This window comes from Flavobacterium frigidarium DSM 17623 (assembly GCF_000425505.1).
GTDB lineage: Bacteria > Bacteroidota > Bacteroidia > Flavobacteriales > Flavobacteriaceae > Flavobacterium > Flavobacterium frigidarium.
In genome coordinates this window covers 19,759-44,419 of sequence record NZ_AUDO01000001.1, presented here as the reverse complement: position 1 = coordinate 44,419, position 24,661 = coordinate 19,759, and the positions used below count along the sequence as shown (strand labels likewise).

Genomic DNA, 24,661 nt, shown 5'->3' with positions numbered 1-24,661 from the left:
ATTAGAATGATACGTTAAGTGAGAATGTGTATTGGCTCGTGATTGGTTGAGAAACTCCTCCAGTTCTATAAAACTCAGGATCTTGACCATTTAATTTTTTATCTGAATAAATCAACAGTGGATTTGCAGTAGATGCCTTCATAGAAAATCTACTTAATCCTATACGTTTCTTGAAATCAGAAGGAAATTCATAAGTTAATGACACATTTTTAAGACGTACGAATGCTCCGTCTGCAACACGCTCATCTGAATAATTGTAAGCGTTGTAAGCTCTTGTCAAACTTCTTGATTCGGCTGCATAATTTGCAATTAATCTTTGGTCAGCAATTACTGGAATGTTTGTGAATGCCTCATCTCCTGGATTCAACCATCTATTTGTGAATTCTTTTGTGAAAACAGTTAAATCGTCATAACTGCTAGAATAAATAGGATTTAAACGAACCTTGTTTCCACCAGCTGCAACTATAAATACATTTAAAGACCAGTTATCATAAGTGAATGTATTCGAAATACCTGCTGATTTATTTGGTTCGATTGATCCTTCATATTTCAAATATTTAGTAACATCTTCTGAATCTTGGAAGTTGGCACCTGCAATGTTATCACTTTCGCCTTCTGGCATAATGAAAGTAGGTAATCCTTGATTATTTAATCCTGTGAACTGGTATGAGTATAATGCGTTTCTAGGATGACCTACTGCATTTCCTCCTGTACCGTCAACTAATCCTAAAACTGTTGGTACATTTGCAAGCCTTGTAATTTCTTGATCGTAGATTGAGAAATTAAAAGTAGTAGACCATTTTAATCTTGAATTATTCAAGTTTTTAGTAGTTAACGATAGTTCGATACCCTTAGTCTCCATGTCGGCATTGTTACCTAATTTTAATTTTTGTCCACCAATTCCTGATGTAGTAACAGCATCAACTAGATCAAAAGCTTTTCTGCTGTAAATATCAGTCGTTAATTGGATTCTATTATTAAATAAGCCTAAATCCAATCCTATATTCGTTTCAAATTGCTTTTCCCATGTTAAGTCACCATTTTGAAGATCATCAATGCTCAAACCAGTTTCTCTATCGTTAAGATTCAGACGGTCAGTGATAAAACTTCTATAAATCGCTAATGAGTTTGTAGCTGGACCAGCAGTTGCAGTCAAACCATAGGAACCTCTTAAACTTAAGTTGCTTATAGTTGCTGCATTTTTCATGAAATCTTCTTCCATAATGTTCCATTTTCCACTAAAAGTGTAAGTAGGCAGCCATCTTGATGAACCACTATTTCCTTGTCTATTTGATCCATCATAACGACCTGTGATAGATCCTGTATAACGGCGATCATAAGTATATCCTAATTTAGTAAAGAAACCTACCGTTCTTTCTCTTTCTTCAGAAAAAGCGTAGTACGATTCTCCTCCGTTGATTACTTTTTCTAATAATCTAGGATCAGTAAAAGCAGTTAACCCTCTGTCATACTGTAAACCGTATGCAGTAAAGTTGCTACTGTTTCTATCTACAGAACGCATTTCTTGTCCAAAAAACGCATCTACTTCATGCTTGTCATTGAAAACATTTTTATAGTTAAAACTATTTCTAATGTTGTATGAAGTTAAGTCGTTAGAGAATTTTCTTAAAATACCTCCGTTTGGCAATACAGAAACTTTAGGAGCTGTTAAGTCATCTGGGTTTTCATATAAAAAGATGTTTGCATCCCTTACAATTGTAGTTTCTTGTGCGTTGTAAGCTCCTACGATATTAGATTGCTCTAGTATGTTGTGCTCTCTAATAGTATTTGCATATCTCGCATTAGCTACAAAATTGTATGTGAATTTAGGTGAAATTTTATACGATAGATCAGCTTGAAAACGAATATCTTTTACTTTGATATCCATGTAATTATTTTTTAACTCTTCAACAATATTAAGAGGAGCCCAGTTGTTTCTATAGTATTCATAGTTTCCGTTATCATCATATGGTCGTAATGCTCTGTTTGTATTTAAAACATAGTTGAAAGGGTTGATGTCAAAATCTCTGGTAGTACTACCGTTAACACCATCTCTTAAACTGTCATAACTTCCAGGAGCTTGTTGATCTCTTATCGAAGCTTGAGTAGACAAGGTAATGTTCAATTTATCATTAACGTAAAAGGTATTCTTGATATTTGATGTTAATTGGTTTACTTTATCAGCTGTAGTCCATCCTGGATCACTGTAAAATCCAAGTGAAGCAAAGTATCCATTGTTTTTACCTCCACCAGAAAAACTCAAAGAGTGGTTTTGTGTAATAGATGGTCTAAACAAAGTTTTGAACCAGTTAGTGTTAGATAACTCGTATTTTTTTAAGAATTCGTTTCTTCCAGCTTCATCATTTCTTACGCCGTATGTTCCGTTTGTAGCGTCGTAAGTATTAATAGCATTAGCAAGGATGTTATAAACACCACCGTAACGACCTTGAGCAGTTGCAGGTAATCCTAAAAATCCTTTAGCTTCTACCTCTTTTAAGATTCCCATTGTTTCTTGAGAATTTAAAATATCGTATTGATTGTAGCTAGGTACAACACGTGCTGTTTGTTCAAGTGAATAAGTAACAGATAGTGGAGACTCACGTCTACCTTGCTTAGTAGTCACTACCACAACCCCGTTCAATGATCTTGATCCATAGATAGATGTTGCAGAAGCATCTTTTAAAATTTCGATACTCAATACATCATTTGGATTTAGTCCAGCAATTGACGAACTCAAAAGTGTTTCAGAGTTACCTGATGCCAAATCTGCGAAAGATAAATTCACAATGTCTTCTTGCACGATTCCATCAATTACCCATAATGGTTTTGTATCTCCAAAGATTGAAGACGATCCACGCACAGTGATTTTTGGTGCAGTACCAAAAGTTCCTGTTACGTTTTGAACAGTTACACCGGCAGCTTTTCCTTCGATCATTCTACTAATATCCACTACACCTTCTACTAAAAGTTCTTTTTCAGAAATTCTACTAATAGCACCTGTAAATGTTCTTTTAGATGTTTTCTCATATCCTGTAGTGATGACAACTTCGTTTAATGCTTGTCCTGACTCATTTAAAGTAATTGTCATAGGAGTAGCTTTAACAGTGGCCTCAACTGTTTTCATACCTATATAAGTAACTACAATGACTGTAGTATTTGCAGGCATGTTGATGCTAAAGTTACCGTCCATGTCAGTAAGGACTGCCACTTTAGTCCCTTTTGCCATTACTGTAGCTCCAGGTAGTGGACTTCCATTTTCATCAAGTACTCTACCAGTAACAGTTGCAACCATAAAAGTGCCGCTAGTAGCATTATTTGGTAAAAATGCAGCTATTTTGTCGTCTAACTGCGGTGCTTTATTTTGTAAAACTATTTGATTGCTAATTTCAGAATACGCAATGTTTAATGGTTTTAAAATATTTGCTAAAATAGTCGCTAATGACTCGTCATTGGCGCTATAGCTTACTCTCTGGTCTAACTGGCTAATTCTAGAATTGTAAGAAAATTTTACTTTTGCTGATTTCTCTAGTTTGCTTAGAGCATTAGATAAAGTTAGGTTTTCAAGATCTAGTGTAACTCTAGTGTAACTCTAGTGTCTAGTTTCTTTTGACCATTAACGCTATTTGCCATTGTAACTGTGGAAAACACAAAGGCCAGCAGGAGTTGGAATAGGGTTATTTTCATGATTCGAAAGAGTAATCGTTGTTTAACAACAGGTTTTTTCATAATTTTGGTTTGTTTTAATTAGTACTTCTAAAGGGTATTGTCGAAACATCACAAATTGTTTTTTACAGAAAACAATTTGATTTCATTTAAGCGTCGCTAATGTTACAGCATTATCGGCGCTTTTTTATTTTTATAAATTCTTACATAGGCTTATTAATTATTCACAACCGTCAGAGGTGATTATTATTTGGTTGCCATTCATTTCATAGTTTGTATTGTTTCCTAAAGCTTTACAAATAATTTTAAGTTTCTCGGGTAATGGCATATCGTTAAGCGAGCTAGTTAAATGGCACTCTTTCATCTTAGCTTGTGGGTAAGCAATATTGATTAAATAGGCTTGCTCTAATGTTTTAAATATTTGGCTCACGGGAATATCGGTAAAGTCAAAACTTAACTGTTCTATATTGCTTAAAGAACTAATAAGTGCTTCATCTTTTGTGATGTCAGTTATTTTTTGAAATTTTAAATCTTTTCGAGTAAAGCGTACTGCTTCATTAGGAAGTAATGTGATGTCCTCGTCTTTAGAAGATGGCATGATGCTCTGGTTAGATTCGATTTTTACCTTTCCAGTACGCACTAATACTTCAATATTGGGATTCTTAGCGTAGGCACTAATTTTAAAGCTTGTTCCTAACACACGAGTTACAATTTCATTAGCATAAACTAAAAATGGTTTCTTAGGATTTTTACTAATTTCGAAAAAAGCCTCTCCTGATAAATACACTCTTCGTTCTGAACCGGTGAATATTTTAGGGTAACTTAATTTACTCTTTGGTTGTAGTAAAATAGAACTTCCATCTGATAGTGTTATGGTCTGTGCTTTATTTGAATTGTTTGTTTGTTCAACTAATCCTTCAAAGTTTTCATCTAAAAGTTCGTTATATACTTGTTGATCATCTAAAGCACTAAAGAAATGGCTATAGGTCCAAGTAGCGAGTATTCCAAAAACCAAAACTGCCGCTATAGACCTAAGCCAATTGCTATTCCATAAATTAATTTCTTTTTTATTGTTGGGTTGTTCGCGCTTTTCTATTTTACTCCAAGTAGCAAGTAAAGCTGTTTGAATTTTTGCTGTAGTAAAATTAGGTTCGGGAGTTTTAGTAGCCAATATCCATAGGCGTGCATCTTGTACAAGCTTGGCTCTAACTGCAGTTTCTAAGGTCCATTCCTCCCAATTGTCCTGGTCTACGTTTGAACGTATCCATGTTTGGAAAGAAGCATCTGATAAAAACTCCTCAATTTCAGTATAATGATCGCGTATTTGCATTTATATATAGGATTACAAATACATAAAGGACGCTTTCTTTATTATATACTCACTAAATTATGATTTTTTTTTAATTTTTTTAATAAAATATTATAATATAGCCGGTGAGAGCACTAGCAGTAAGGATAGGCTCACATTCCAATCTTTTCTTAAATTAAGCACTGCACGGTGAAGCAGGTTGTTTGCAGATTGATAATTCACATCCATTAGTTCCGCAATTTGCTCTACACTTAATCCTTGATTGTATCTTAGATATAGCGCTTCTTTTTGTCTTGAAGGAAGCAAGTTGATAAGCTTATTTAATTGGTATACTTTATCAGCGGTTATTTCATCATTTATTAATTGATGCTCGATCGAAAAGTAAAATAAAAAGTTGACGACATCCGTAGAAGTGATTTTGTTAAAAATGCGGTCTCTTTCTTGTAATCGCGAAATTCTTTTTCGAACACTAGACAATAAATAGGCTTTTACATTTGTAGTTTCTCCCAAGTTATTTTTGTAAAGCCAAATATCTGCAAATACATCCTGAACACAGTCTTGTATCTTATCACTGTCATTAGAAAAGGAATTACCATAGCGAACCAATTGTTCATAATGTCTTTCAAACAGCATCGAAAAAGCTTTTTCGTCTCCTGCCTTTAAATCAGTCCACAATTGAGTGTCCTCAACTATGGGCTTGGTTATTTTTTGATTAGTATGCAAAATGGTGGTGGTTTTGTATATTAAGGTTTTGTTAAGATTTGTAATTGTACGTATAATAATATAGATACACAAATAATTGTTATAGTTGTGTGGCATATTAATGATTTTATGAATTTTGGTTTAAATTCTTTAATATAGAGTTGTAAAACTGTACAAGAATTGTATAATTCGCAATAGATATTTTCTTACATACTTTGACCGTATATTCCTTTGTTTTATTATATTCAGAAATAAATCATCATTAAATTGTTTTTAATTTATTTCTCCTTCTTCGGGCTTTTTTTAGTCTTCAAATATTTCGAGATTCAAATTAAATAGCTGAATTTTATTGAAAATTAAATAGCCTCAGAATGAATAATAATGTGAACAGTATAAAAAAGAATTCTCTTAAACATGTCCTTTTTGGAAGCCTCATAGGAACTACAATAGAGTTTTTTGATTTTTACATCTATGCTAATGCTGCAGTGTTAGTGTTTCCTCAACTATTTTTTCCTTCAGCAGATACTACAAATTCTGTTTTACTATCTCTTGCTACTTTTTCTATAGCTTTTCTCTCTAGACCAATAGGTTCAGCAGTCTTTGGGCACTATGGTGATAAAATAGGACGTAAAACTACCTTGGTAATAGCATTGCTTACTATGGGAATTTCTACGGTTTGCATTGGGTTTTTGCCAAGTTATGCGAGCATTGGTATTGCAGCTCCTTTATTACTAATGCTATGTCGCTTTGGGCAGGGCGTTGGACTAGGAGGAGAGTGGGGAGGAGCTGTTTTACTTGCCATAGAAAATGCCCCGCCAAACAAGAGAGCTTGGTACGGAATGTTTCCTCAACTTGGGGCTCCTATAGGTTTGTTATTGTCTGGTGGAGTATTCTTATTACTAACAGATACAATGACAGCCGAGGCATTTATTGATTATGGATGGAGAATACCGTTTATTGCTAGTTCGCTACTGGTTCTTGTAGGGTTTTACATTCGATTGAATATTACAGAAACGCCAGCTTTTGAAAATGCAAAAGAGGAAAAAAGCGAAATCAAAATTCCTTTCCTTACTTTAATTAAATTTTATAAAAACCAATTAATTTTTGGAACTCTTGCTGCAATGACCACTTTTTTATTATTTTATTTAATGACGGTTTTTACTTTGAGCTGGGCGACATCTGATTTAGATTATAGTAAAAGAGACTTTTTATTAATGCAATTATTCTCCGTTTTGTTTTTTGCCATGTTTATACCAATATCTGCTTTAATTGCTGATAAAATCGGACGTAGAAAAACTTTAATATATGTTACTGTCGCAATTGCTTTATTTGGTTTTCTGTTTTCGATGGCAATGAATAGTGGGAATACTGTAGTTGTAACATTATTTTTGTGCGTAGGAATGAGTTTGATGGGGTGTACTTATGGTCCATTGGGCACCTTTTTATCTGAATTATTCCCTACAAATGTGCGCTATTCGGGAACGTCACTGGCTTTTAACATGTCAGGAATTATTGGTGCGGCATTTGCTCCAATGGCAGCGATATGGTTAGCTACAAACTATAGTCTTACCTATGTTGGTTTTTACCTTTCAGCAGCATCGCTTGCTTCTGTAATAGCTTTATTAGTGATTAGTAAAAAAGAACATAAATTTTAAGGGTTCTATTCGAAAATAAATTTTCTAACACCAATTTTTTTTAAAGATTGCCCTTTAGTATGAATTAGGAGTAATATCCCTTATTTTTGCAGAAAAATTACTTCTTTTGAAAACCAAATTATTTTTAGTTACACCTCCGTTCACACAATTAAACACGCCTTATCCTGCTACGGCATACATAAAAGGGTTTTTAAATACAAAAGCTATTGAAGCTGTACAAGCAGATTTAGGTATAGAGGTGATTTTAAAATTATTTTCTAAAGGGGGAATTTCAGATTTGTTTGCTGTAGCAGCTCCACAATTTGAAGCTTTAAACAATAGTATTTCAGATAACTCAAAGCGTATCTTTGCGCTTCAAGAAGAATATATAAAAACCATAGATGCGGTAATCGCGTTTCTACAAGGAAAAAATCCCACTCTAGCATTACAAATTTGCCAAGAAGATTATTTGCCTGAGGCTTCTCGATTTGTGCAATTAGAAGAACTTGACTGGGCTTTTGGGACGATGGGAACTCAAGATCGTGGGAAACATTTAGCGACTTTATATCTTGAGGATATCTCTGATTTTATTGTAGAATGTGTAGATGCTAATTTTGGTTTCAGTCGTTATGCAGAACGCTTAGGGAGATCAGCAAATTCGTTTGATGAACTTTATAAAGCATTGCAAGAAGCTCCTACATATATTGATGCCGTTTTGCTTTCGACCTTAAAAGAAAAGATAGAATCAGTCCAACCAACATTGTTTTTAATCTCGGTTCCTTTTCCTGGGAATTTATATAGTGCTTTCAGGTCAGCGCAATGGGTGAAAGCAAATTATCCTAATATCAAAATCTCGATGGGAGGTGGTTTCCCTAATACTGAATTGCGATCCATTTCTGATAGTCGTGTTTTTGAATTTTTTGATTACATCACGCTAGATGACGGAGAAGTACCTATTGAAGAATTGATTTTAAACATCGAAGATTCTAATTATGGTGCTTTTAAAAGAACGTTTTTATTAGAAAACGGAGCAGTCATTTATAAAAATAATTCTGCAAAATCTGACTACAAACAATCTCAAGTTGGCACACCCGATTATTCAGATTTGCTTTTAGATAAATATATTTCTGTTATCGAAATTGTCAATCCAATGCACCGTATGTGGTCAGATGGACGATGGAATAAATTAACAATGGCACATGGGTGTTACTGGGGAAAATGTACTTTTTGTGATATATCACTTGATTATATAAAGATATACGAGCCAGTAGCTGCAAATTTATTGTGCGATCGTATGGAAGAAATGGTGCTACAAACGGGCGAGAATGGCTTTCATTTTGTAGATGAAGCTGCTCCGCCTGCTTTAATGCGAGCACTAGCGCTAGAAATTTTGCGCCGTAAATTATCAGTTACTTGGTGGACAAATATTCGATTCGAAAAAAGTTTTAGTAAAGATTTGTGTTTGCTGTTAAAAGCTTCTGGCTGCATTGCTGTATCTGGAGGTCTCGAAGTAGCATCTGATCGGTTATTAAAATTAATCGATAAGGGCGTTACTGTAGAACAAGTAGCTAAGGTAACTCGTAATTTCACTGAAGCTGGAGTTATGGTGCACGCGTATTTAATGTATGGTTATCCTACTCAAACTGTTCAGGAAACGGTGGACAGTTTAGAAATGGTGCGTCAACTTTTTGAAGCAGGAGTATTGCAATCAGGATTTTGGCATCAGTTCGCGATGACAGCACATAGTCCGGTGGGTTTATATCCAGAGAAATTTGGTGTGAAAAAAGAAACCGAAGCAATAGGTTCATTTGCAAATAACGATATAAATTACATCGATAGCACTGGAATTGACCATGATAAATTTAGTTTTGGTTTAAAAAAATCACTGTTTAATTTCATGCACGGCATTTGCTTTGACTACGAATTACAAGAGTGGTTTGATTTTAAAATACCTAAATCAAAAATACCTGATGATTTTATCTACAATGCTTTGACTAATGATGCTGACTTGAATATCAAAGCAAATGCAAAAATTGTATGGTTGGGTGGTAAACCATCCGTTAGTAATTTCACTAAATCAAAAAAAGGTCAATCATGGCAAATGATGGCTTTTACCTTTCATGATAAAAAGGAAAGCTTCGACATAGTGCTGAATGATCTAGAGGGGCAATGGTTACTAAATACACTTCCTTTAATTTCTGTTTCGAATAATAAAACTTTTGCCTTCCAAGAACTCAAAGCAAGTTTTGAAACTACGTTAGAAAATTTTGAACTCTTTTGGTATTCTAAACCCGTGAATACTTTGAGGGAATATGGATTACTAGTATTATAATAACTAAATACTAGCAGCAAAAAAAATAATTTTATAACAACGAAAACGTTTTCTTTTACTTATTTTTACGAGTAAAAAACTTGTAAAATGCGCGATAATTATAAAATTAGCGTCAATGACTCCTTCTTATTCGATATTAATAAAGAAGAAGTTTCTAAATTTGACGCAGTAAATACTGGAGGCGACGATTACCATGCTCTTCATAATAATGCTCCTTATAAGGCAACAATTGTATCTTCTAATTTTTATCAAAAGGACTATACTGTAAAAGTAAATGGTAACTTATATACTGTTTCAATAGCAGATGATCTCGATTTATTAATTAAAGAACTAGGATTTGAAGTAGGCCTATCTAAACAAATCAATGCTATAAAAGCTCCAATGCCAGGTTTAATACTAGAAATAAGTGTTGAAGTAGGACAAACTGTCAAAGAAAAAGATCCCTTGCTAATTCTTGAAGCTATGAAAATGGAAAATAGTTTCCAGTCTCCTCGCGACGGAGTTATAAAATCTATTGCTGTAAGTAAAGGAGATGCTGTCGATAAAGGACAACTTTTAATCGAATTTGAGTAAACTATAAAGTACAAGTAAGAAACAAGAAATTTGTTGCTAAAGCTGTACTACTTACAGTGGTGTAATAAAAGCGATGGTATTTCTTTTATCTATTAAAATATGAAAAAAATTTTAGTTGCAAATCGTGGAGAAATAGCCATTAGAGTTATGAGAACTGCCCAGAAAATGGGAATAAAAACAGTAGCCGTTTATTCTACTGTTGATAGAAATGCTCCCCATGTCAAATTTGCTGATGAAGCAGTCTGGATTGGTGAAGCTCCCTCAAATCAATCGTATTTACTAGGTAGTAAGATTATTGAAGTGGCAAAATCATTAAATGTTGATGCAATTCATCCGGGTTATGGATTTTTAAGTGAAAATGCTCAATTTGCTGAGGATGTTACCGCAAATGGTATCACATTCATTGGTCCAAAATCGAAGGCGATTCATATTATGGGTAGTAAACTTGCGGCAAAAGAGGCTGTGAAAAAATACGATATCCCAATGGTTCCTGGTTTAGACGAAGCAATTACAGATATAAAGGAAGCTAAAAAAGTAGCGACTCAAGTTGGTTTTCCTATTTTAATTAAGGCATCTGCAGGTGGTGGAGGTAAGGGAATGCGCGTTGTAGAAAACGAAGAAGAATTTGAATCGCAAATGAATAGAGCAATTAGTGAGGCGACTAACGCTTTTGGAGATGGCTCTGTTTTTATCGAAAAGTACGTAGCGTCACCAAGGCATATTGAAATTCAAATCATGGCTGACAGTCATGGTACGATTTTATACCTCTTTGAAAGGGAGTGTAGTATACAGCGTCGCCATCAAAAGGTAGTTGAAGAAGCTCCCTCTGCGGTATTGACTCCAGAACTTCGTAAAAAAATGGGTGAGGCTGCTGTGCTAGTTGCTAAATCATGTGATTATCTAGGAGCGGGTACTGTTGAATTTTTATTAGATGAAAATAATAATTTTTATTTTCTCGAAATGAATACTCGTTTGCAAGTGGAACATCCCGTAACGGAATTGATTACAGGAATAAATTTAGTAGAGTTGCAAATAAGAGTTGCTCGAGGAGAAGCTTTAAAAATAAAACAAGAGGACTTAAAAATTACAGGTCATGCGCTCGAATTAAGAGTCTACGCTGAAGATCCTTTGAATGATTTCTTGCCTAGTGTAGGTAATTTAGAGGTTTACAGTTTACCTGTAGGTGAGGGAATTCGTGTGGATAATGGTTTTGAGCAAGGTATGGATGTTCCCATTTATTATGATCCAATGTTAGCTAAGTTAATTACCTACGGTCAAACTAGAGAAGAAGCAATTCAATTAATGATCAAAGCAATTGATGATTATAATGTGGTAGGTGTGAGTACAACTTTACCATTTGGTAAATTTGTTTGCGAACACGAGGCTTTTAGATCAGGAAATTTTGATACCCATTTTGTTAAAAACTATTACGATGGTGAAAAAATGAAGTTGGAATTAAATCAAGAAGCTAAAATTGCTGCACTACTTGCTTTGAAAAAATATTTTCAAGATCAAAAAATTGTAAGACTACCAAATTCTTAAACTATGGACTCTAAGATAGATATATTAAACGATAAGATTGCCAAAGCTCATTTAGGTGGAGGAGAAAAACGTATAGCCAAACAACACGAGAAAAAAAAGTTAACAGCACGAGAACGTGTGACTTACTTAATGGATGAAGGTTCGTTTGAAGAGATTGGAATGCTAGTTACGCATCGTACCACCGATTTTGGAATGGATAAAGAAATTTATAACGGTGATGGTGTTATAACAGGTTACGGAACCATAAACGGAAGACTAGTATATATCTTTGCGCAAGATTTTACAGTATTTGGAGGTGCGCTGTCAGAAACGCATGCTGAAAAGATTTGTAAAGTCATGGACATGGCCGTAAAAATGGGTGCACCTATGATTGGTCTTAATGATTCGGGTGGGGCACGTATTCAGGAAGGTGTACGATCGTTAGGTGGTTATGCAGATATTTTCTTTAGAAACGTGCAAGCATCTGGGGTGATACCTCAAATTTCAGCAATAATGGGACCCTGCGCAGGTGGAGCTGTTTATTCACCAGCCATGACTGATTTTACCATGATGGTTGAAGATACAAGTTATATGTTTGTTACGGGGCCTAATGTCGTAAAAACGGTAACTAACGAAACAGTTACTTCAGAAGAATTAGGTGGAGCAAGCACACATTCGACTAAGTCTGGTGTAGCGCACATAACTTCGAGCAATGATATAGAGTGCTTAGAAGATTTAAAGCGTTTACTTAGTTATTTGCCTCAAAGCAATAAGGAAGTTACTAAAAAGTTACCCTATCAACTGAATGATGAGGTAAGAGAAAAATTAGCAACAATAATTCCTAATAACCCCAATAAGCCTTATGATATGCATGAGGTTATCAGCGGAATCATTGATGAGGACTCTTTTTATGAAATCCATAAAAATTTTGCTGAGAATATTTTAGTTGGTTTTGCTAGGATAGGAGGTAGGAGTATTGGTATAGTAGCTAACCAACCTTTATATCTCGCGGGAGTTCTTGATGTAAATAGCTCTATTAAGGCGGCCCGATTCACTCGTTTTTGTGATGCTTTTAATATACCGCTGCTGGTGTTAGTAGATGTTCCCGGATTTTTACCGGGTACAGATCAAGAGTGGAATGGGATAATCGTTCATGGGGCCAAATTACTTTACGCTCTAAGTGAAGCCACTGTTCCTAGAATTACAGTAATTACTAGGAAGGCATATGGAGGTGCCTATGATGTAATGAACTCAAAACACATAGGAGCTGATATGAATTTTGCTTGGCCTAGTGCTGAAATCGCCGTAATGGGCGCAAAAGGAGCATCAGAAATAATCTTTAAAAAAGAAATAAGTGAAGCAGAAGACTCTGCTGCGAAATTATTAGAAAAAGAAACTGAGTATGCTACTCTTTTTGCAAACCCGTATACTGCAGCTCAAAGAGGTTTTGTAGATGAAGTAATTTTACCGCAGGATACGAGAAGAAAATTAATAAAAGCATTTAGTATGCTCGAGAATAAAGTAAGTGTCACTCCTAATAGAAAACACGGAAATATTCCTTTGTAAATTATATATTTTACTGTAACTAAAAAAGCCAGCTCTCGTAGCTGGCTTTTTTAGTTATAAAGATATCGTAAAGAGTTTGAAGCTGTGATTGCTGATTAATCTATAAATGATTTTGATCTAAATGTAAAATTTTAAAAACAATTATATTTTGCTTAACCCCTATTAAACCATAGGGTGGTCTTTGTTTATTTGAGTTTTTTTATGGGTTATCACTGATTTAATGTAGGGGTTGCTGATGATTTTAATACTTTTTCCGCATTAATCTAAAAATCAGCGATGAATTTAATTTAAATTTAGTAGTCGAAAATTGAGAAATAATGTTTTTTGAAGTCTGTTTATTTCAAATCGATAATTATTCAAAAAACGAGTTCTTTTGTTACTCGAAATTTATTGTTACTTGATAAATGTTAATAAATTCGTACCGTATTCCTGCTGTAAATTAGGACAAAACGAAGAGCTCTCGTCAAGTTTTATCTTTTGAAAAAAAGATTTTTTACAGCTGTTTTACGTAACCAACCAAAACCAAAGAAATAACCAATACGATTATACATGAAAAAAGGATTAATCTTGATTGCACTGGTGTTTGCTGCCAATGCATCGTTCGCACAAAATTCACCATTAGAAATTTCGGGATCTGGAGATCTTTATTATAAATATGATTTTTCAAAAACAGCTAATATACCTACAAGTTTTGCATCTGATCAAAATTCAGTCTCATTAGGTATGATAGATATAGCTTTAAAGAAAACAACAGGAAAAGCGTCATTCGTAGGAGAAATATCTTTTGGTCCAAGAGGTCAATTTCAATCTATTTTAAACTCAGATGGAACTTATGATGAATTGGGAGCTAACTCATTTCACATTCAAAACCTTTATGCCACGTATGCAGCTACTGATAAATTAAGTTTCACGGCTGGATTCATGGGGACATTTATAGGATATGAAGTAATTTCTCCTTTAGGAAACTACAATTATTCAACGTCATACTTATTTACTAACGGACCATTTCAAAATGCTGGAGTGAAAGTTAATTATGCGATATCAGACAAAGTAGGTATTATGGTAGGTGCTTTTAATGATGCGTGGAATGCCTATACAGCAGATTCTTTAAAAGGATTGAACGCTGTAGGAGCACAGCTTTCGTTCACGCCAACAGATAAATTAAGTGCTTACTTGAATTTCATGGATGGTTCAGTAAGTGGAACAATTGTAGATTTGACAGCTTCTTTTCAAGTTTCAGATAAATTCAAACTAGGATTAAACGCTGCAGATTATTCTAATGAAGGAGATGTAGGATATACAGGAGCTGCGTTATATCCATCTTATGCAATTACTGAGAATTTTGGATTGGGTCTTAGAGGTGAATATTTTGATTATAAAGAGGGGTCAGGAGATACTTCATTCACTGCTTTTACATTGTCTGCAAATTTAAAAGCAGGCGGACTAACAATTATTCCAGAGCTTAGATTAGACAATGCTTCAGATGAGGTATTTGTAGACTCTGATTTATTAGCTACTAAAAATGCCGCTCAATTTGCAGTAGGTGTTGTATACGGATTCTAATAATTTCGATTAAAATATATATGTAAATACAGCTTGTATTTATAGAAGATTATTATTCCCCCTATATTTTTTTTTTAACTGCCAGAGTACTTTGTATGATGGCAGTTTTTTTTTATGCTTGTTTCAGTTTTGATTCTATTGAATAAAAAAAGGGAGTCTTCAAATAAATGAAAACTCCCTTTTTTATGTGATGCGTTAACTATTGCTTTTTATAAACAGCATAGATTGTATTGATTGTATTTTGATCTAATACTGAATTTACATCTCTTTGCATGTAATGTAACTTAAATGCTGATACAGCTGACCCTAAATTTTTTGTGTTATATCCTATAATTCTTAGGGCTAATTCTGGGTTGAAATTTAATGGAGCATCTTCCATAATTTCGTCATACCAAACTCCAAATCCGTTATCAGCTAATGTTTTCCAAGGGAAAAAGGCACTGGGATCTTGTTTGCGACTTGGAGCAATATCTGAATGACCTATGATGTTTTGCTTAGGTATCTTGTATTCTTTTGTAAGTCTATTTAATAAAGCCATTAAGCTACTTATTTGGCTTTCAGAGAATGGTTCTTTACCGTTATTATCAAGTTCGATACCTATAGATGAAGAATTGATATCAGTAACTTTACCCCAGCTTCCTGATCCCGCGTGCCAAGCTCGTAGATAGTCGTTTAGCATTTGAATAACTTCCCCGTTGTCATCAATAATATAATGTGCGCTAACTTGTGTTCTACTCAGCGTGAATGTGCGCACCGTTTGAGCAGTAGAGTCTTGAGCGGTATGATGCAAGATGATAAAATTGGGTTTTCGTAAATTAAAATTCACTGTTCCAATCCATTTCACGTTTCTATTATTATCAGCAGAACTAGCTGCAACGTTATTCAGGCTATCTTTAAACGTATATAATTGTTTCGAATACGAACTATCGATACTAATGGTGCTTTTAGAAACTGCTGGAAGTTCTGTAGGAACCTTATTAGAGATTGTCTCCGTGTATGTTTTTAACTTAGAATTGTATTCTGCTTCGCTTCCCTTATAAGGATTTGGAGAACACGATACAATCGTGCTAACAATAGCTAAAAAATATAAATGTTTTTTCATGTGATAACCTAGTTGACTACTTTTTTCTTTTCTTCTTTTTTGGAGATGTACGATCATCTTTCATTGCTTTGTACTTCTCAATTTGATCAGCATTCAAGAACTCTTTTATTTTTCTGTCTGTTGTTTCAGAGAGTGCTTGAAATTCTTTTAGTTTTTGTTCTTGATTACTATCGTCTTTCATTAAAATTCCTTGCGATCTAATGCTTTCAGTAATAACATTTGCAACCGCTATTTCTTGAAGGGCATCCAGTTCTAGCGAAGGTGTCATTCTTTCCATTATTTTGGCAACAGTCACTTCTACAGGTATTTCCTCAGGCTTTTGAGGTTCTCTGTTTTGGCTCATTTGATTCATGCTGTTTCCACGGCCGTATCCATTGTTGCCATAACCATTATTACCATATCCGTTGTTGCCGTATTGGGCTGACATTGTACTAAAACTTAATAATAAAAAATAAACAAATGCTGCTTGAACTGTTTTCATAGTAGTTATTTTAATTAGAGGTATAAAAATTAAAAATATTCTTTAAACTGGCTCTCCGTATAAATCAAATTCTGTTGCTTCAGTAATTCTAATCATAGCAAAATCAGCTGTTTTTAAATAATGTTTTGAAGCATCAATTAAAACTTCGTTATCTACATCAGGACTATCAAATTCTGTTCTTCCTACAAAATGACCACCTTCTTTACGATCAATGATACATTTAAAAACTTGACCAATTTTTTCTTGGTTTAAATCCCATGAAATCTGAGATTGTAATTCCATTATCTCATTAGCTCTTGCTTGTTTAACATCATCTGGAACATCATCTTCAAGTAGATAAGCATGCGTATTTTCTTCATGAGAATAAGCAAAACATCCCATTCTGTCAAACTTCATTTCTTGTACCCAGTCTTTAAGAATATTAAAGTCTTCTTGAGTTTCTCCAGGATAACCTACAATCAATGTAGTACGAATGGCCATTCCCGGTACTTTTTCACGAAAGTCTCTTAAAAGTTTAGTCGTTTTCTCCTGAGTAGTTCCACGACGCATTGATTTTAATACAGAGTCAGAAATATGTTGTAAAGGAATATCAATGTAATTACAAATTTTAGGTTCGCGATTCATTAAATCCAGAACATCCATTGGGAAACCAGTAGGGAAGGCGTAGTGCAAGCGAATCCATTCGATTCCTTCTACTTTTACTAGCGCTTCAAGAAGTTCAGCAAGATTACGTTTTTTGTAGATATCAAGACCGTAATATGTTAAATCCTGTGCAATCAAAATCAATTCTTTCACACCATCTCTAGCTAATCCTTCTGCTTCTTTTACTAATTTTTCAATTGGTTGAGAAACGTGTTTTCCTCTCATTAAAGGAATCGCACAAAAACTACACGGTCTATCGCAACCTTCAGCAATTTTCAAATACGCATAATTTTTAGGAGTAGTAGTCAAGCGCTCTCCTAATAATTCATGCTTATAATCTGCTCCAAGAGCTTTTAATAATTGAGGCAATTCAGTAGTTCCAAAAAATTGATCCACATTAGGAATCTCTTTTTCTAAATCAGGTCTATATCTTTCAGATAAACATCCAGTCACAAAAACTTTGTCAACTAATCCTTTTTCTTTCTTGTCTGCATATTCCAGAATCATATTTACTGATTCCGCTTTAGCGTTATCAATAAATCCACAGGTATTTATAACAATTATATTTCCCTCTTTATCAGCAGGAGCCTCATGTTCAACCTCTTTTCCGTTTGCACGAAGTTGACCCATTAATACTTCACTGTCGTATATGTTTTTTGAACACCCAAGAGTGATCACGTTGATTTTGTTCTTTTTTAAAGACTTGGTTCTCATAGATTTGTAAATTGGAGTGCAAAATTACAATTTTTATTTCGGGTAATGTAAAAGATTCCTATTTTTATGAAGCTAATCCTGCTGTACGCTGTATCTTTTTCTAGCAAAACAAAGCTAGAAAAAGGATGCCGCTACCATCAGGGCTAAAAAAAACCGTATAGCTTTAATATCGCGATACGGTTTAATAGTAGGAATCGTAAATTATTACAATTCGAATAAAAATGTTAATGACACATTATTTGATATGTTATTAATATTGGCTCCATCAGTAAAACCTTGTGTGAAGAAACCTTGTTGTGTACTTCTCTCTGCGTAAGCATAAGATAAATCTACTTTTGTAGAACCAAAATTATATCCTAATCCTCCAGAATAGCCAGTTAAATCACCTATTGTAGATTCATTTTTATACGGACTTTGCTCATAGCGATATCCTGCTCTCAAACTAAGTTCTTTTATTTTGTATTCAGCACCTATTCGCAATTCAGAGGTGTTGTCTAGAAGGTCTCCCATTGAATTATTAAGCGAGGTATAATAAGCGTCGTTCTCAGGTTTAAATTTAGTTTTGCTATAATCCTTGATTGCATAGTCTACACTAATCAATCCTGACTTTCCAAAGATGTAAGCTAAACTCCCCGTAACTTTACTAGGTGTTTGCAATTTATACACATCATAAACATTTGTTATTTTAGGATCTGCTAATGGGTTACCTCTATCAGGCCCAGTAGAACTGCTAGTAGTTGTGAATAAATCTTGAGTGAATTCGTCATTCAGTCGATACCAAGTAGGAGATTCATAGGCTAAACCTGCACGTAATTCATTTGTTACTTTTGCAATGGCACCTAATTGAAAAGAGAACCCTGATCCATAAGTATACAATTCATTATCAAAGCGTACATCTGTAATGGTGTAATCAGTTGACAGAGGGGCATCATTGATTTCGTAAAAACTAGAGAATCTTCTATAGTCTGTAAAATGTGAGTTTAAATTCAATCCTATAAATAATTTGTCTTTATAGGAAGTAGCTGCGTTAAAAGATAGTTTTCCATTATACCCTTCAGATCTTTCAGCATTTTGCTGGTAAAAGCTTCCACCACCAGGAACATTAGAGTTGTATAATGTCTCATTTTGATCATTACTGGCAGGATTGATTATGTAGGCATTGTAACCTAAATAAGCTTGTTGATCATTATTGTTTAGATTTCGATAACTATTATCTTCTAATACTTGTAAAGGGACCCCGTCAGCGTAGCTCAAGAAATAACCATCAATTGAATTTGTGGTATTAGTACCTGCAGAATAAGTGGAATTGTTGAAATTGTTAGCATTTTCGTAATTTACGCCAATACTAAATTTCTTCCAATTACTGTTGGTTCTTTGATTGTTAAAAACAAAAACTCCCCCAGCTTGATTAATATTGAAGTTGTTGTCTTTTTCAGTTGTTTTATTTCCAAAATAATCTGAATCATTCTTGTTGCTTACGTTATTCAAAGTAACACCAAACTGATTGTTCAAGAATATAGCAGAACCTGCAGGATTGACATTTAATGAAGATAAGTCTCCACCTAAAGCTCCAAAAGCCCCGCTCATTGCTCTATATCTTGCTGTACCATTTAAATTATCTTGAGAGTATCTCAAAGCATCACGAATTTCTTGTGCCTGCACGGCAGAAAAAGAAAGACCAGTTAAGAATATAAAAATATATTTTTTCATTTTTTGTCTACTAATAAGTTGTTGTATAAATGCTTAAAATTAATTGCCACCTCTTCTAGAGCTACCACCACTAGATCTTGAGCCTCCTGAATTTCCTGAGGAACTAGAACGACTACTTGAACCCGTCGAATAACTTGATGAATTAGGTCTGCTAGAATTTTCATTTCTAGAATAATTACTATTTCTATTAGTAGTGCTAGGTGTGTATGATCTGCTATTTGTGGATTGCCTTCTAGTATTAATTGTGTTAGAATTTGATCTTACCGGTTGGCTATACGTCCCATTTTGAGAATTTCTTCTTGAAAATGTATTATTAGAATTAGAGCTGGTAGGTCTTCTAAAATCAGTATTGTTATTTCTACCACTGCTCACTCGATTTGTAGAATAGCCATTTCTTGTTGTACTAATAGTGTTTCTATCTGATGACCCCCTGCGGCTTGAATTGTAAGAATACGTTCTGTTATTATAACGTGCTCTGCTGTAATTATTGTATCCGTAATTGTTAAAGTATGGATTGTAAAAATTTGAATAATAGGGATTGTAAAAACCTATAGTATTGTAACGGTATCCATAGTATGGATTGCTCCAACCAAAATTATTCCATCCGTAATTTCCCCAACCGTTGTTGTTCCAACCGAAATTATTGTATCCAAAATTGTTGTATCCAAAGCCAAAATTCGAATAACCTAATCCGTACCCACCGTAACCGCCTCCATATCCGTAGTTGTTAAGTTGGATTGTAGTACTAGTACTATTATCACCCCAACCCGCATAATTTTGAGCTACATTTTCATTATCTATATCGTCATCGTAATTATTATAATTATCAATGTCGGTAAAAATTTCAGTCGATTGATTGCCATTTTGAAGTGAACTGAAATAATCGCTATAATAATTGCTTTGATTATTGTTAGAATTATTGCTAATATATCGGTCGTCATAATTACTTTGGTAAGGTCTCTCTGCTGTATTCACCGCTGTACCACCGTAGATACCGTCATTGTCATAATAAGAGCTATTTTGATAAGACCCGCAGGCTGTCATCAAAAGGCTTATTATTCCAATAGTGGTGTATAAGATGCTATTTTTAGATGAAAAAATATTAGTTTTCATATCTCTAGGTTTTTTTATTGTTGCACATTACAAAAATAGTTAGTTTTGCTGAACTATTTAGTTAAATAATATAACGCAAAATTTATGCCAAACTATTCAATATGAGCAAGAACCTTACAACAAGATCAGAAGATTATTCTAAATGGTATAATGAACTGGTTGTCAAAGCTGATCTAGCTGAAAATTCAGGAGTAAGAGGGTGTATGGTTATCAAACCGTATGGCTATGCAATCTGGGAAAAGATGCAAGGGGAATTGGATCGAAAATTCAAAGAAACAGGACACCAGAATGCTTACTTCCCTTTATTTGTGCCTAAAAGCATGTTTGAAGCAGAAGAAAAAAATGCAGAAGGATTTGCAAAAGAATGTGCGATTGTAACACATTATAGATTAAAAAATGATCCGGACAAACCTGGAAAATTAATGGTGGATCCAAATGCTAAATTAGAAGAGGAGCTTATTGTTCGTCCTACAAGTGAAGCAATTATTTGGTCAACTTATAAGGGGTGGGTGCAATCATACCGTGATTTACCTTTGTTGATAAATCAATGGGCCAATGTGGTTCGTTGGGAAATGAGGACTCGCCTATTCTTAAGAACGGCTGAGTTTCTTTGGCAAGAAGGGCATACCGCTCACGCTACTAGGGAAGAGGCTGTGGAAGAGTCAGAGAAAATGATGAATGTATATGCTGATTTTGCTGAAAATTTCATGGCGATACCAGTTGTGAGAGGAATCAAGACAGAAACAGAGCGTTTTGCAGGAGCTGAAGAGACCTATTGTATCGAAGCCTTAATGCAGGATGGTAAAGCTTTGCAAGCAGGTACATCACATTTCTTGGGGCAAAACTTTGCCAAGGCATTTGACGTGAAATTTGCAAATGCTGAAGGAAAACAAGAATACGTTTGGGGAACTTCATGGGGGGTGTCAACGCGTTTAATGGGTGCTTTGGTTATGACGCATTCAGATGATAAAGGATTGGTTTTGCCTCCTAATTTGGCTCCAATACAAGTTGTTATTGTGCCTATTCATAAAACTGACGAACAGTTAGATCAAATTACTGCAGAAGTAAATGTTTTAACTGCACAACTTCAAAAGTTAGGGGTGTCTGTTAAATTTGATAATAGAACCACTCAAAAACCTGGTTTTAAGTTTGCAGAGTGGGAATTGAAAGGTGTTCCTGTGAGAATAGCAATTGGTCCAAAAGATTTAGAGAACGGTACTTTTGAAATAGCTAGAAGAGATACCGCAACTAAGGAAGTGGTTTCAAAAGATGGGATAGCAAATTACATCAGCGATCTTTTAGAGCAAATTCAGAAAGATTTATTCAATACGGCGTTAGAATATAGAAATTCTCATATTACTAAGGTTGAAAATTTTGAAGAGTTTAAATCTGTTTTAAATGATAAAGGTGGTTTTGTTTCAGCACATTGGGATGGAACAGCAGCTACAGAGGAGCGCATACAAGAATTAACAAAAGCAACTATTAGATGTATACCTTTGGATGCTGTAGAAGAGGCGGGAGCCTGCGTATTTACTGGGAATCCATCTACTAAAAGAGTGTTATTTGCGAAAGCGTATTAAAAAAGATTATTTTTTTTGTCTTAGCTATTGTGCGACTCAAAAATAGTTGTATCTTTGCATCCGCAATACAGAAGCAGGGCCCGTTCGTCTATCGGTTAGGACGCATGGTTTTCATCCATGTAAGAGCGGTTCGATTCCGCTACGGGCTACAATTCTGAAAAGCGCAAAAAAAGTTCACTGTTTAATGGTGACAATGGCCCGTTCGTCTATCGGTTAGGACGCATGGTTTTCATCCATGTAAGAGCGGTTCGATTCCGCTACGGGCTACAAATAATCACAATGATTATTATAACTAGAAGGATAATGGTCCGTTCGTCTAGGGGTTAGGACGCCAAGATTTCGTCTTGGTAACAGGGGTTCGATTCCCTTACGGACTACAAGTATAAAGAATAGTAAAGAAAAAAAAATATAATAAAATGGCAAATCATAAGTCAGCTCTAAAAAGAATTAGAAGTAACGAAAAGAGAAGAGTATTAAATAGATACCAACATAAAACTACTCGTAATGCTATCAAAGCGTTAAGAATAGCTACAGATAAATCTGACGCTACATCAAAATTATCTAATGTAATTTCTATGATTGACAAGTTAGCTAAAAAGAATATTATCCATGATAATAAAGCTTCTAACTTAAAATCTAAGTTGACTAAATTTGTTGCTAAGTTGTAATTACAACAATTAGATATACAAAAAAAAGGCCTCTTATTAAAGAGGCTTTTTTTTAGACGTTATGTGATAATTTAATTTATCTATGGAGGCATAGCTCAGCTGGATAGAGCACCTGCCTTCTAAGCAGGCGGTCGAAGGTTCGAATCCTTCTGCCTTCACTTTGAAAATCAAGCCCTTACATTTTTGTAAGGGCTTTTTTTATGCTTTGAAACGAACATTTGACTAACACTATAGGCAAACAAGGTATATAATACTCCGCTTATTTTTTCCTATTTTTGACAAATCTAAAATTAAAAGTATGGAAAATATTGATTTAATTTATTTTATATGCGGTCTTGTCTTTCTATTCGGAATATGGAGACCTTCATTTTGGCTATTGTCCTTATGCATTAACAAATCTTTTGCCTTGAAGATAGCATCTAAAGAGGCTATCCTTAAAACTTGGTTTTTCTTTATGTTTATTTTGGCTTTTATTTACACAATCTACATGATTAAATCAGGAGTTGCTATCTCAGTAATGAATATTAATTTTGATCAACAAACTGTGAAAACTGCTGGTGCACTCATCGGAATAGTTATAATGTTGTTTTTTATAATTATTCCAATTAAATATATTACAATTCAAGACGATATCACTAATAGTGGGAATTTGGTAAGAGATCAAGGAATTATTGATAACGATATCAATAGATCTGAGGAGGAAAGGGAAAGACTTAATCTAACCTCTCTTAAAATATCAGAACTTACTAGTGAAAAGAAAAATACATCTGAAGATAACGCGTTTGATTCTATCATTTTGCAGAGGGAGACAAATACTTTTAAACATTTTAAATGCTCTCATACACAAGATAGCGTTACCGATGAAATTTATATTAAAGGTAAATCTATGGAGTTGATGGGGAAACCTCAAGCACGAATAACTAAACAAATTTATTATAGAGGAGCTGATGTAATGCCTAATCCATTGCCTGATGAAGTTATTAAACAAAAATTAGATTCAATCCACGATAGATATTTATTTCACTGCGAAACAAATGATTTTATGAAATTATTGAAAAGAGAGGAAGTGACTAAGAAAGTATTATTTAAAAAAGCAGATGGCACTGAAGTAGCATTAGCAAAAGTTGACTACCTGAATTTTTTGTATTTTATATTTGGTAATAATTTACTTCAACATCCAAGTAATACAAAAATAATTGACTGGATCGATAAAAATTTTGATAGTAAAAATTTTGTTGGCAAGAAGATCTTTATTAAAGAGATTTCGGATTTAAGAGACCGCGCGAAGAATGGAAGTCTTGAAATTTAATGGAATTTGTTGTAATCTATTGTAACCTGATGTAACCTGATGTAATCAAATTGCCTCACTTTTTCTTTTTCGTTCCTTTGCTTCATGGTTCTCACGATGAGAAACTTAACGTTAAAAAAAGAAAACATGAGCAATGTACAAATCGAAGAAAAACTATTCAATATAGAGAGTAGTATTCAAAAATTAAGTCTGTCAGTTAAATCTATTCTATCAGCTGAAGAAGCTGCAGAATTTTTAAATATGAAGACGTCTTATTTATATAAGCTGACATCAGGTAGAAAAATAACATTCTTTCGTCCTTTAGGAAAGCTAATTTATTTTCACAGATCTGACCTTGAAGATTTTCTATTAAGAAACAAAATTGATGCAATAAGTGAAGAGGAATCAAATGAGAACCCTTGGAAAAAATAAACACAATAATCATAGCTAACGACTATGAAGATTGTGCTCTATTTTATTTTTAACTCATTTGTATCTCA

General features: G+C 34.2%; 18 protein-coding genes and 4 tRNA genes. 14 read left to right on the top strand and 8 right to left on the bottom strand.

Features of this window, described 5'->3' with window-relative positions; all coding sequences use genetic code 11:
• Position 1: 1 nt before the first annotated feature.
• From H603_RS16180 to H603_RS0100190, 3 genes are all read right to left on the bottom strand, one after another.
• Complete coding sequence (locus H603_RS16180; protein WP_084157696.1) at positions 2–3,292, bottom strand: SusC/RagA family TonB-linked outer membrane protein; 3,291 nt, start codon at positions 3,290–3,292, stop codon at positions 2–4.
• A gap of 591 nt (positions 3,293–3,883) precedes the next feature.
• Positions 3,884–4,993 carry a FecR family protein gene (locus tag H603_RS0100195; protein WP_026706688.1) on the bottom strand — a complete coding sequence of 370 codons (1,110 nt, stop codon included), beginning with the start codon at positions 4,991–4,993 and terminating at the stop codon, positions 3,884–3,886.
• A 90-nt stretch (positions 4,994–5,083) separates the two neighbouring features.
• Positions 5,084–5,695, bottom strand: coding sequence for an RNA polymerase sigma factor (locus H603_RS0100190; RefSeq protein WP_051219096.1), 612 nt, complete (start codon positions 5,693–5,695; stop codon positions 5,084–5,086).
• 350 nt (positions 5,696–6,045) lie between these two features.
• Between H603_RS0100190 and H603_RS0100185 the strand changes: the two genes are divergently transcribed.
• The 6 genes from H603_RS0100185 to H603_RS0100160 all read left to right on the top strand — a co-directional run bounded on the left by H603_RS0100185 (position 6,046) and on the right by H603_RS0100160 (position 14,863).
• A complete protein-coding gene (locus H603_RS0100185; protein ID WP_026706686.1) occupies positions 6,046–7,329 on the top strand; it encodes an MFS transporter in 1,284 nt (427 codons plus the stop codon).
• Positions 7,330–7,435: 106 nt separating this feature from the next.
• A complete protein-coding gene (locus tag H603_RS0100180) occupies positions 7,436–9,640 on the top strand; it encodes a B12-binding domain-containing radical SAM protein (RefSeq protein WP_026706685.1) in 2,205 nt (734 codons plus the stop codon).
• Between the two features lie 87 nt (positions 9,641–9,727).
• Positions 9,728–10,213 carry an acetyl-CoA carboxylase biotin carboxyl carrier protein subunit gene (locus tag H603_RS0100175; protein WP_026706684.1) on the top strand — a complete coding sequence of 162 codons (486 nt, stop codon included), beginning with the start codon at positions 9,728–9,730 and terminating at the stop codon, positions 10,211–10,213.
• 99 nt (positions 10,214–10,312) lie between these two features.
• Complete coding sequence (accC, locus tag H603_RS0100170) at positions 10,313–11,755, top strand: acetyl-CoA carboxylase biotin carboxylase subunit (RefSeq protein WP_026706683.1); 1,443 nt, start codon at positions 10,313–10,315, stop codon at positions 11,753–11,755.
• A 3-nt stretch (positions 11,756–11,758) separates the two neighbouring features.
• The gene (locus tag H603_RS0100165) at positions 11,759–13,300 is read left to right on the top strand and encodes an acyl-CoA carboxylase subunit beta (RefSeq protein ID WP_026706682.1); all 1,542 of its coding nucleotides are present in this window, start codon (positions 11,759–11,761) and stop codon (positions 13,298–13,300) included.
• A gap of 549 nt (positions 13,301–13,849) precedes the next feature.
• Entirely contained in the window at positions 13,850–14,863 is a 1,014-nt protein-coding gene (locus tag H603_RS0100160; protein WP_026706681.1) for an outer membrane beta-barrel protein, read from the top strand.
• Positions 14,864–15,062: 199 nt separating this feature from the next.
• Here H603_RS0100160 and H603_RS0100155 read toward each other — a convergent pair whose 3' ends face one another.
• From H603_RS0100155 to H603_RS0100135, 5 genes are all read right to left on the bottom strand, one after another.
• Positions 15,063–15,965 (bottom strand): N-acetylmuramoyl-L-alanine amidase, encoded by a 903-nt coding sequence (locus H603_RS0100155; protein ID WP_026706680.1) that lies wholly within the window; start codon positions 15,963–15,965, stop codon positions 15,063–15,065.
• A 16-nt stretch (positions 15,966–15,981) separates the two neighbouring features.
• Positions 15,982–16,446 (bottom strand): hypothetical protein, encoded by a 465-nt coding sequence (locus tag H603_RS0100150; protein WP_026706679.1) that lies wholly within the window; start codon positions 16,444–16,446, stop codon positions 15,982–15,984.
• Positions 16,447–16,488: 42 nt separating this feature from the next.
• A complete protein-coding gene (gene rimO / locus H603_RS0100145) occupies positions 16,489–17,802 on the bottom strand; it encodes a 30S ribosomal protein S12 methylthiotransferase RimO (RefSeq protein ID WP_026706678.1) in 1,314 nt (437 codons plus the stop codon).
• Positions 17,803–18,006: 204 nt separating this feature from the next.
• A complete protein-coding gene (locus H603_RS0100140; RefSeq protein ID WP_026706677.1) occupies positions 18,007–19,512 on the bottom strand; it encodes an OmpP1/FadL family transporter in 1,506 nt (501 codons plus the stop codon).
• Between the two features lie 39 nt (positions 19,513–19,551).
• On the bottom strand, positions 19,552–20,625 hold the full coding sequence (locus H603_RS0100135; protein WP_026706676.1) for a hypothetical protein: 1,074 nt from the start codon (positions 20,623–20,625) through the stop codon (positions 19,552–19,554).
• Positions 20,626–20,726: 101 nt separating this feature from the next.
• On the opposite strand from H603_RS0100135, the gene proS reads away from it, so the two are divergent.
• The 8 genes from proS (at position 20,727) to H603_RS0100095 (ending at position 24,593) form a co-directional block, all read left to right on the top strand.
• The gene (gene proS, locus H603_RS0100130; RefSeq protein ID WP_026706675.1) at positions 20,727–22,205 is read left to right on the top strand and encodes a proline--tRNA ligase; all 1,479 of its coding nucleotides are present in this window, start codon (positions 20,727–20,729) and stop codon (positions 22,203–22,205) included.
• 77 nt (positions 22,206–22,282) lie between these two features.
• Positions 22,283–22,354: transfer RNA gene (locus H603_RS0100125), tRNA-Glu, on the top strand.
• A gap of 46 nt (positions 22,355–22,400) precedes the next feature.
• A tRNA-Glu gene (locus H603_RS0100120) sits at positions 22,401–22,472 on the top strand.
• A 38-nt stretch (positions 22,473–22,510) separates the two neighbouring features.
• Positions 22,511–22,582: transfer RNA gene (locus H603_RS0100115), tRNA-Glu, on the top strand.
• A gap of 39 nt (positions 22,583–22,621) precedes the next feature.
• Positions 22,622–22,873, top strand: coding sequence for a 30S ribosomal protein S20 (gene rpsT, locus H603_RS0100110; RefSeq protein ID WP_026706674.1), 252 nt, complete (start codon positions 22,622–22,624; stop codon positions 22,871–22,873).
• Positions 22,874–22,957: 84 nt separating this feature from the next.
• Positions 22,958–23,031 (top strand) — tRNA-Arg (locus tag H603_RS0100105).
• Between the two features lie 140 nt (positions 23,032–23,171).
• Positions 23,172–24,182 carry a hypothetical protein gene (locus tag H603_RS0100100; protein ID WP_026706673.1) on the top strand — a complete coding sequence of 337 codons (1,011 nt, stop codon included), beginning with the start codon at positions 23,172–23,174 and terminating at the stop codon, positions 24,180–24,182.
• Between the two features lie 126 nt (positions 24,183–24,308).
• Positions 24,309–24,593 (top strand): helix-turn-helix domain-containing protein, encoded by a 285-nt coding sequence (locus H603_RS0100095; protein WP_051219095.1) that lies wholly within the window; start codon positions 24,309–24,311, stop codon positions 24,591–24,593.
• The last annotated feature ends 68 nt before the right edge of the window (positions 24,594–24,661 follow it).

What these genes read in the sequence shown, in the direction of transcription:
- proS (WP_026706675.1), top strand. Translation starts at nt 20,727, where the DNA reads ATGAGCAAGAACCTTACAACAAGATCAGAAGATTATTCTAAATGGTAT.
- H603_RS0100140 (WP_026706677.1), bottom strand. Translation starts at nt 19,512, where the DNA reads ATGAAAAAATATATTTTTATATTCTTAACTGGTCTTTCTTTTTCTGCC.
- H603_RS0100185 (WP_026706686.1), top strand. Translation starts at nt 6,046, where the DNA reads ATGAATAATAATGTGAACAGTATAAAAAAGAATTCTCTTAAACATGTC.
- rimO (WP_026706678.1), bottom strand. Translation starts at nt 17,802, where the DNA reads ATGAGAACCAAGTCTTTAAAAAAGAACAAAATCAACGTGATCACTCTT.
- rpsT (WP_026706674.1), top strand. Translation starts at nt 22,622, where the DNA reads ATGGCAAATCATAAGTCAGCTCTAAAAAGAATTAGAAGTAACGAAAAG.
- H603_RS0100175 (WP_026706684.1), top strand. Translation starts at nt 9,728, where the DNA reads ATGCGCGATAATTATAAAATTAGCGTCAATGACTCCTTCTTATTCGAT.
- accC (WP_026706683.1), top strand. Translation starts at nt 10,313, where the DNA reads ATGAAAAAAATTTTAGTTGCAAATCGTGGAGAAATAGCCATTAGAGTT.
- H603_RS0100165 (WP_026706682.1), top strand. Translation starts at nt 11,759, where the DNA reads ATGGACTCTAAGATAGATATATTAAACGATAAGATTGCCAAAGCTCAT.
- H603_RS16180 (WP_084157696.1), bottom strand. Translation starts at nt 3,292, where the DNA reads ATGGTTGCAACTGTTACTGGTAGAGTACTTGATGAAAATGGAAGTCCA.
- H603_RS0100155 (WP_026706680.1), bottom strand. Translation starts at nt 15,965, where the DNA reads ATGAAAAAACATTTATATTTTTTAGCTATTGTTAGCACGATTGTATCG.
- H603_RS0100160 (WP_026706681.1), top strand. Translation starts at nt 13,850, where the DNA reads ATGAAAAAAGGATTAATCTTGATTGCACTGGTGTTTGCTGCCAATGCA.
- H603_RS0100100 (WP_026706673.1), top strand. Translation starts at nt 23,172, where the DNA reads ATGGAAAATATTGATTTAATTTATTTTATATGCGGTCTTGTCTTTCTA.
- H603_RS0100150 (WP_026706679.1), bottom strand. Translation starts at nt 16,446, where the DNA reads ATGAAAACAGTTCAAGCAGCATTTGTTTATTTTTTATTATTAAGTTTT.
- H603_RS0100095 (WP_051219095.1), top strand. Translation starts at nt 24,309, where the DNA reads ATGAGCAATGTACAAATCGAAGAAAAACTATTCAATATAGAGAGTAGT.
- H603_RS0100195 (WP_026706688.1), bottom strand. Translation starts at nt 4,993, where the DNA reads ATGCAAATACGCGATCATTATACTGAAATTGAGGAGTTTTTATCAGAT.
- H603_RS0100135 (WP_026706676.1), bottom strand. Translation starts at nt 20,625, where the DNA reads ATGAAAACTAATATTTTTTCATCTAAAAATAGCATCTTATACACCACT.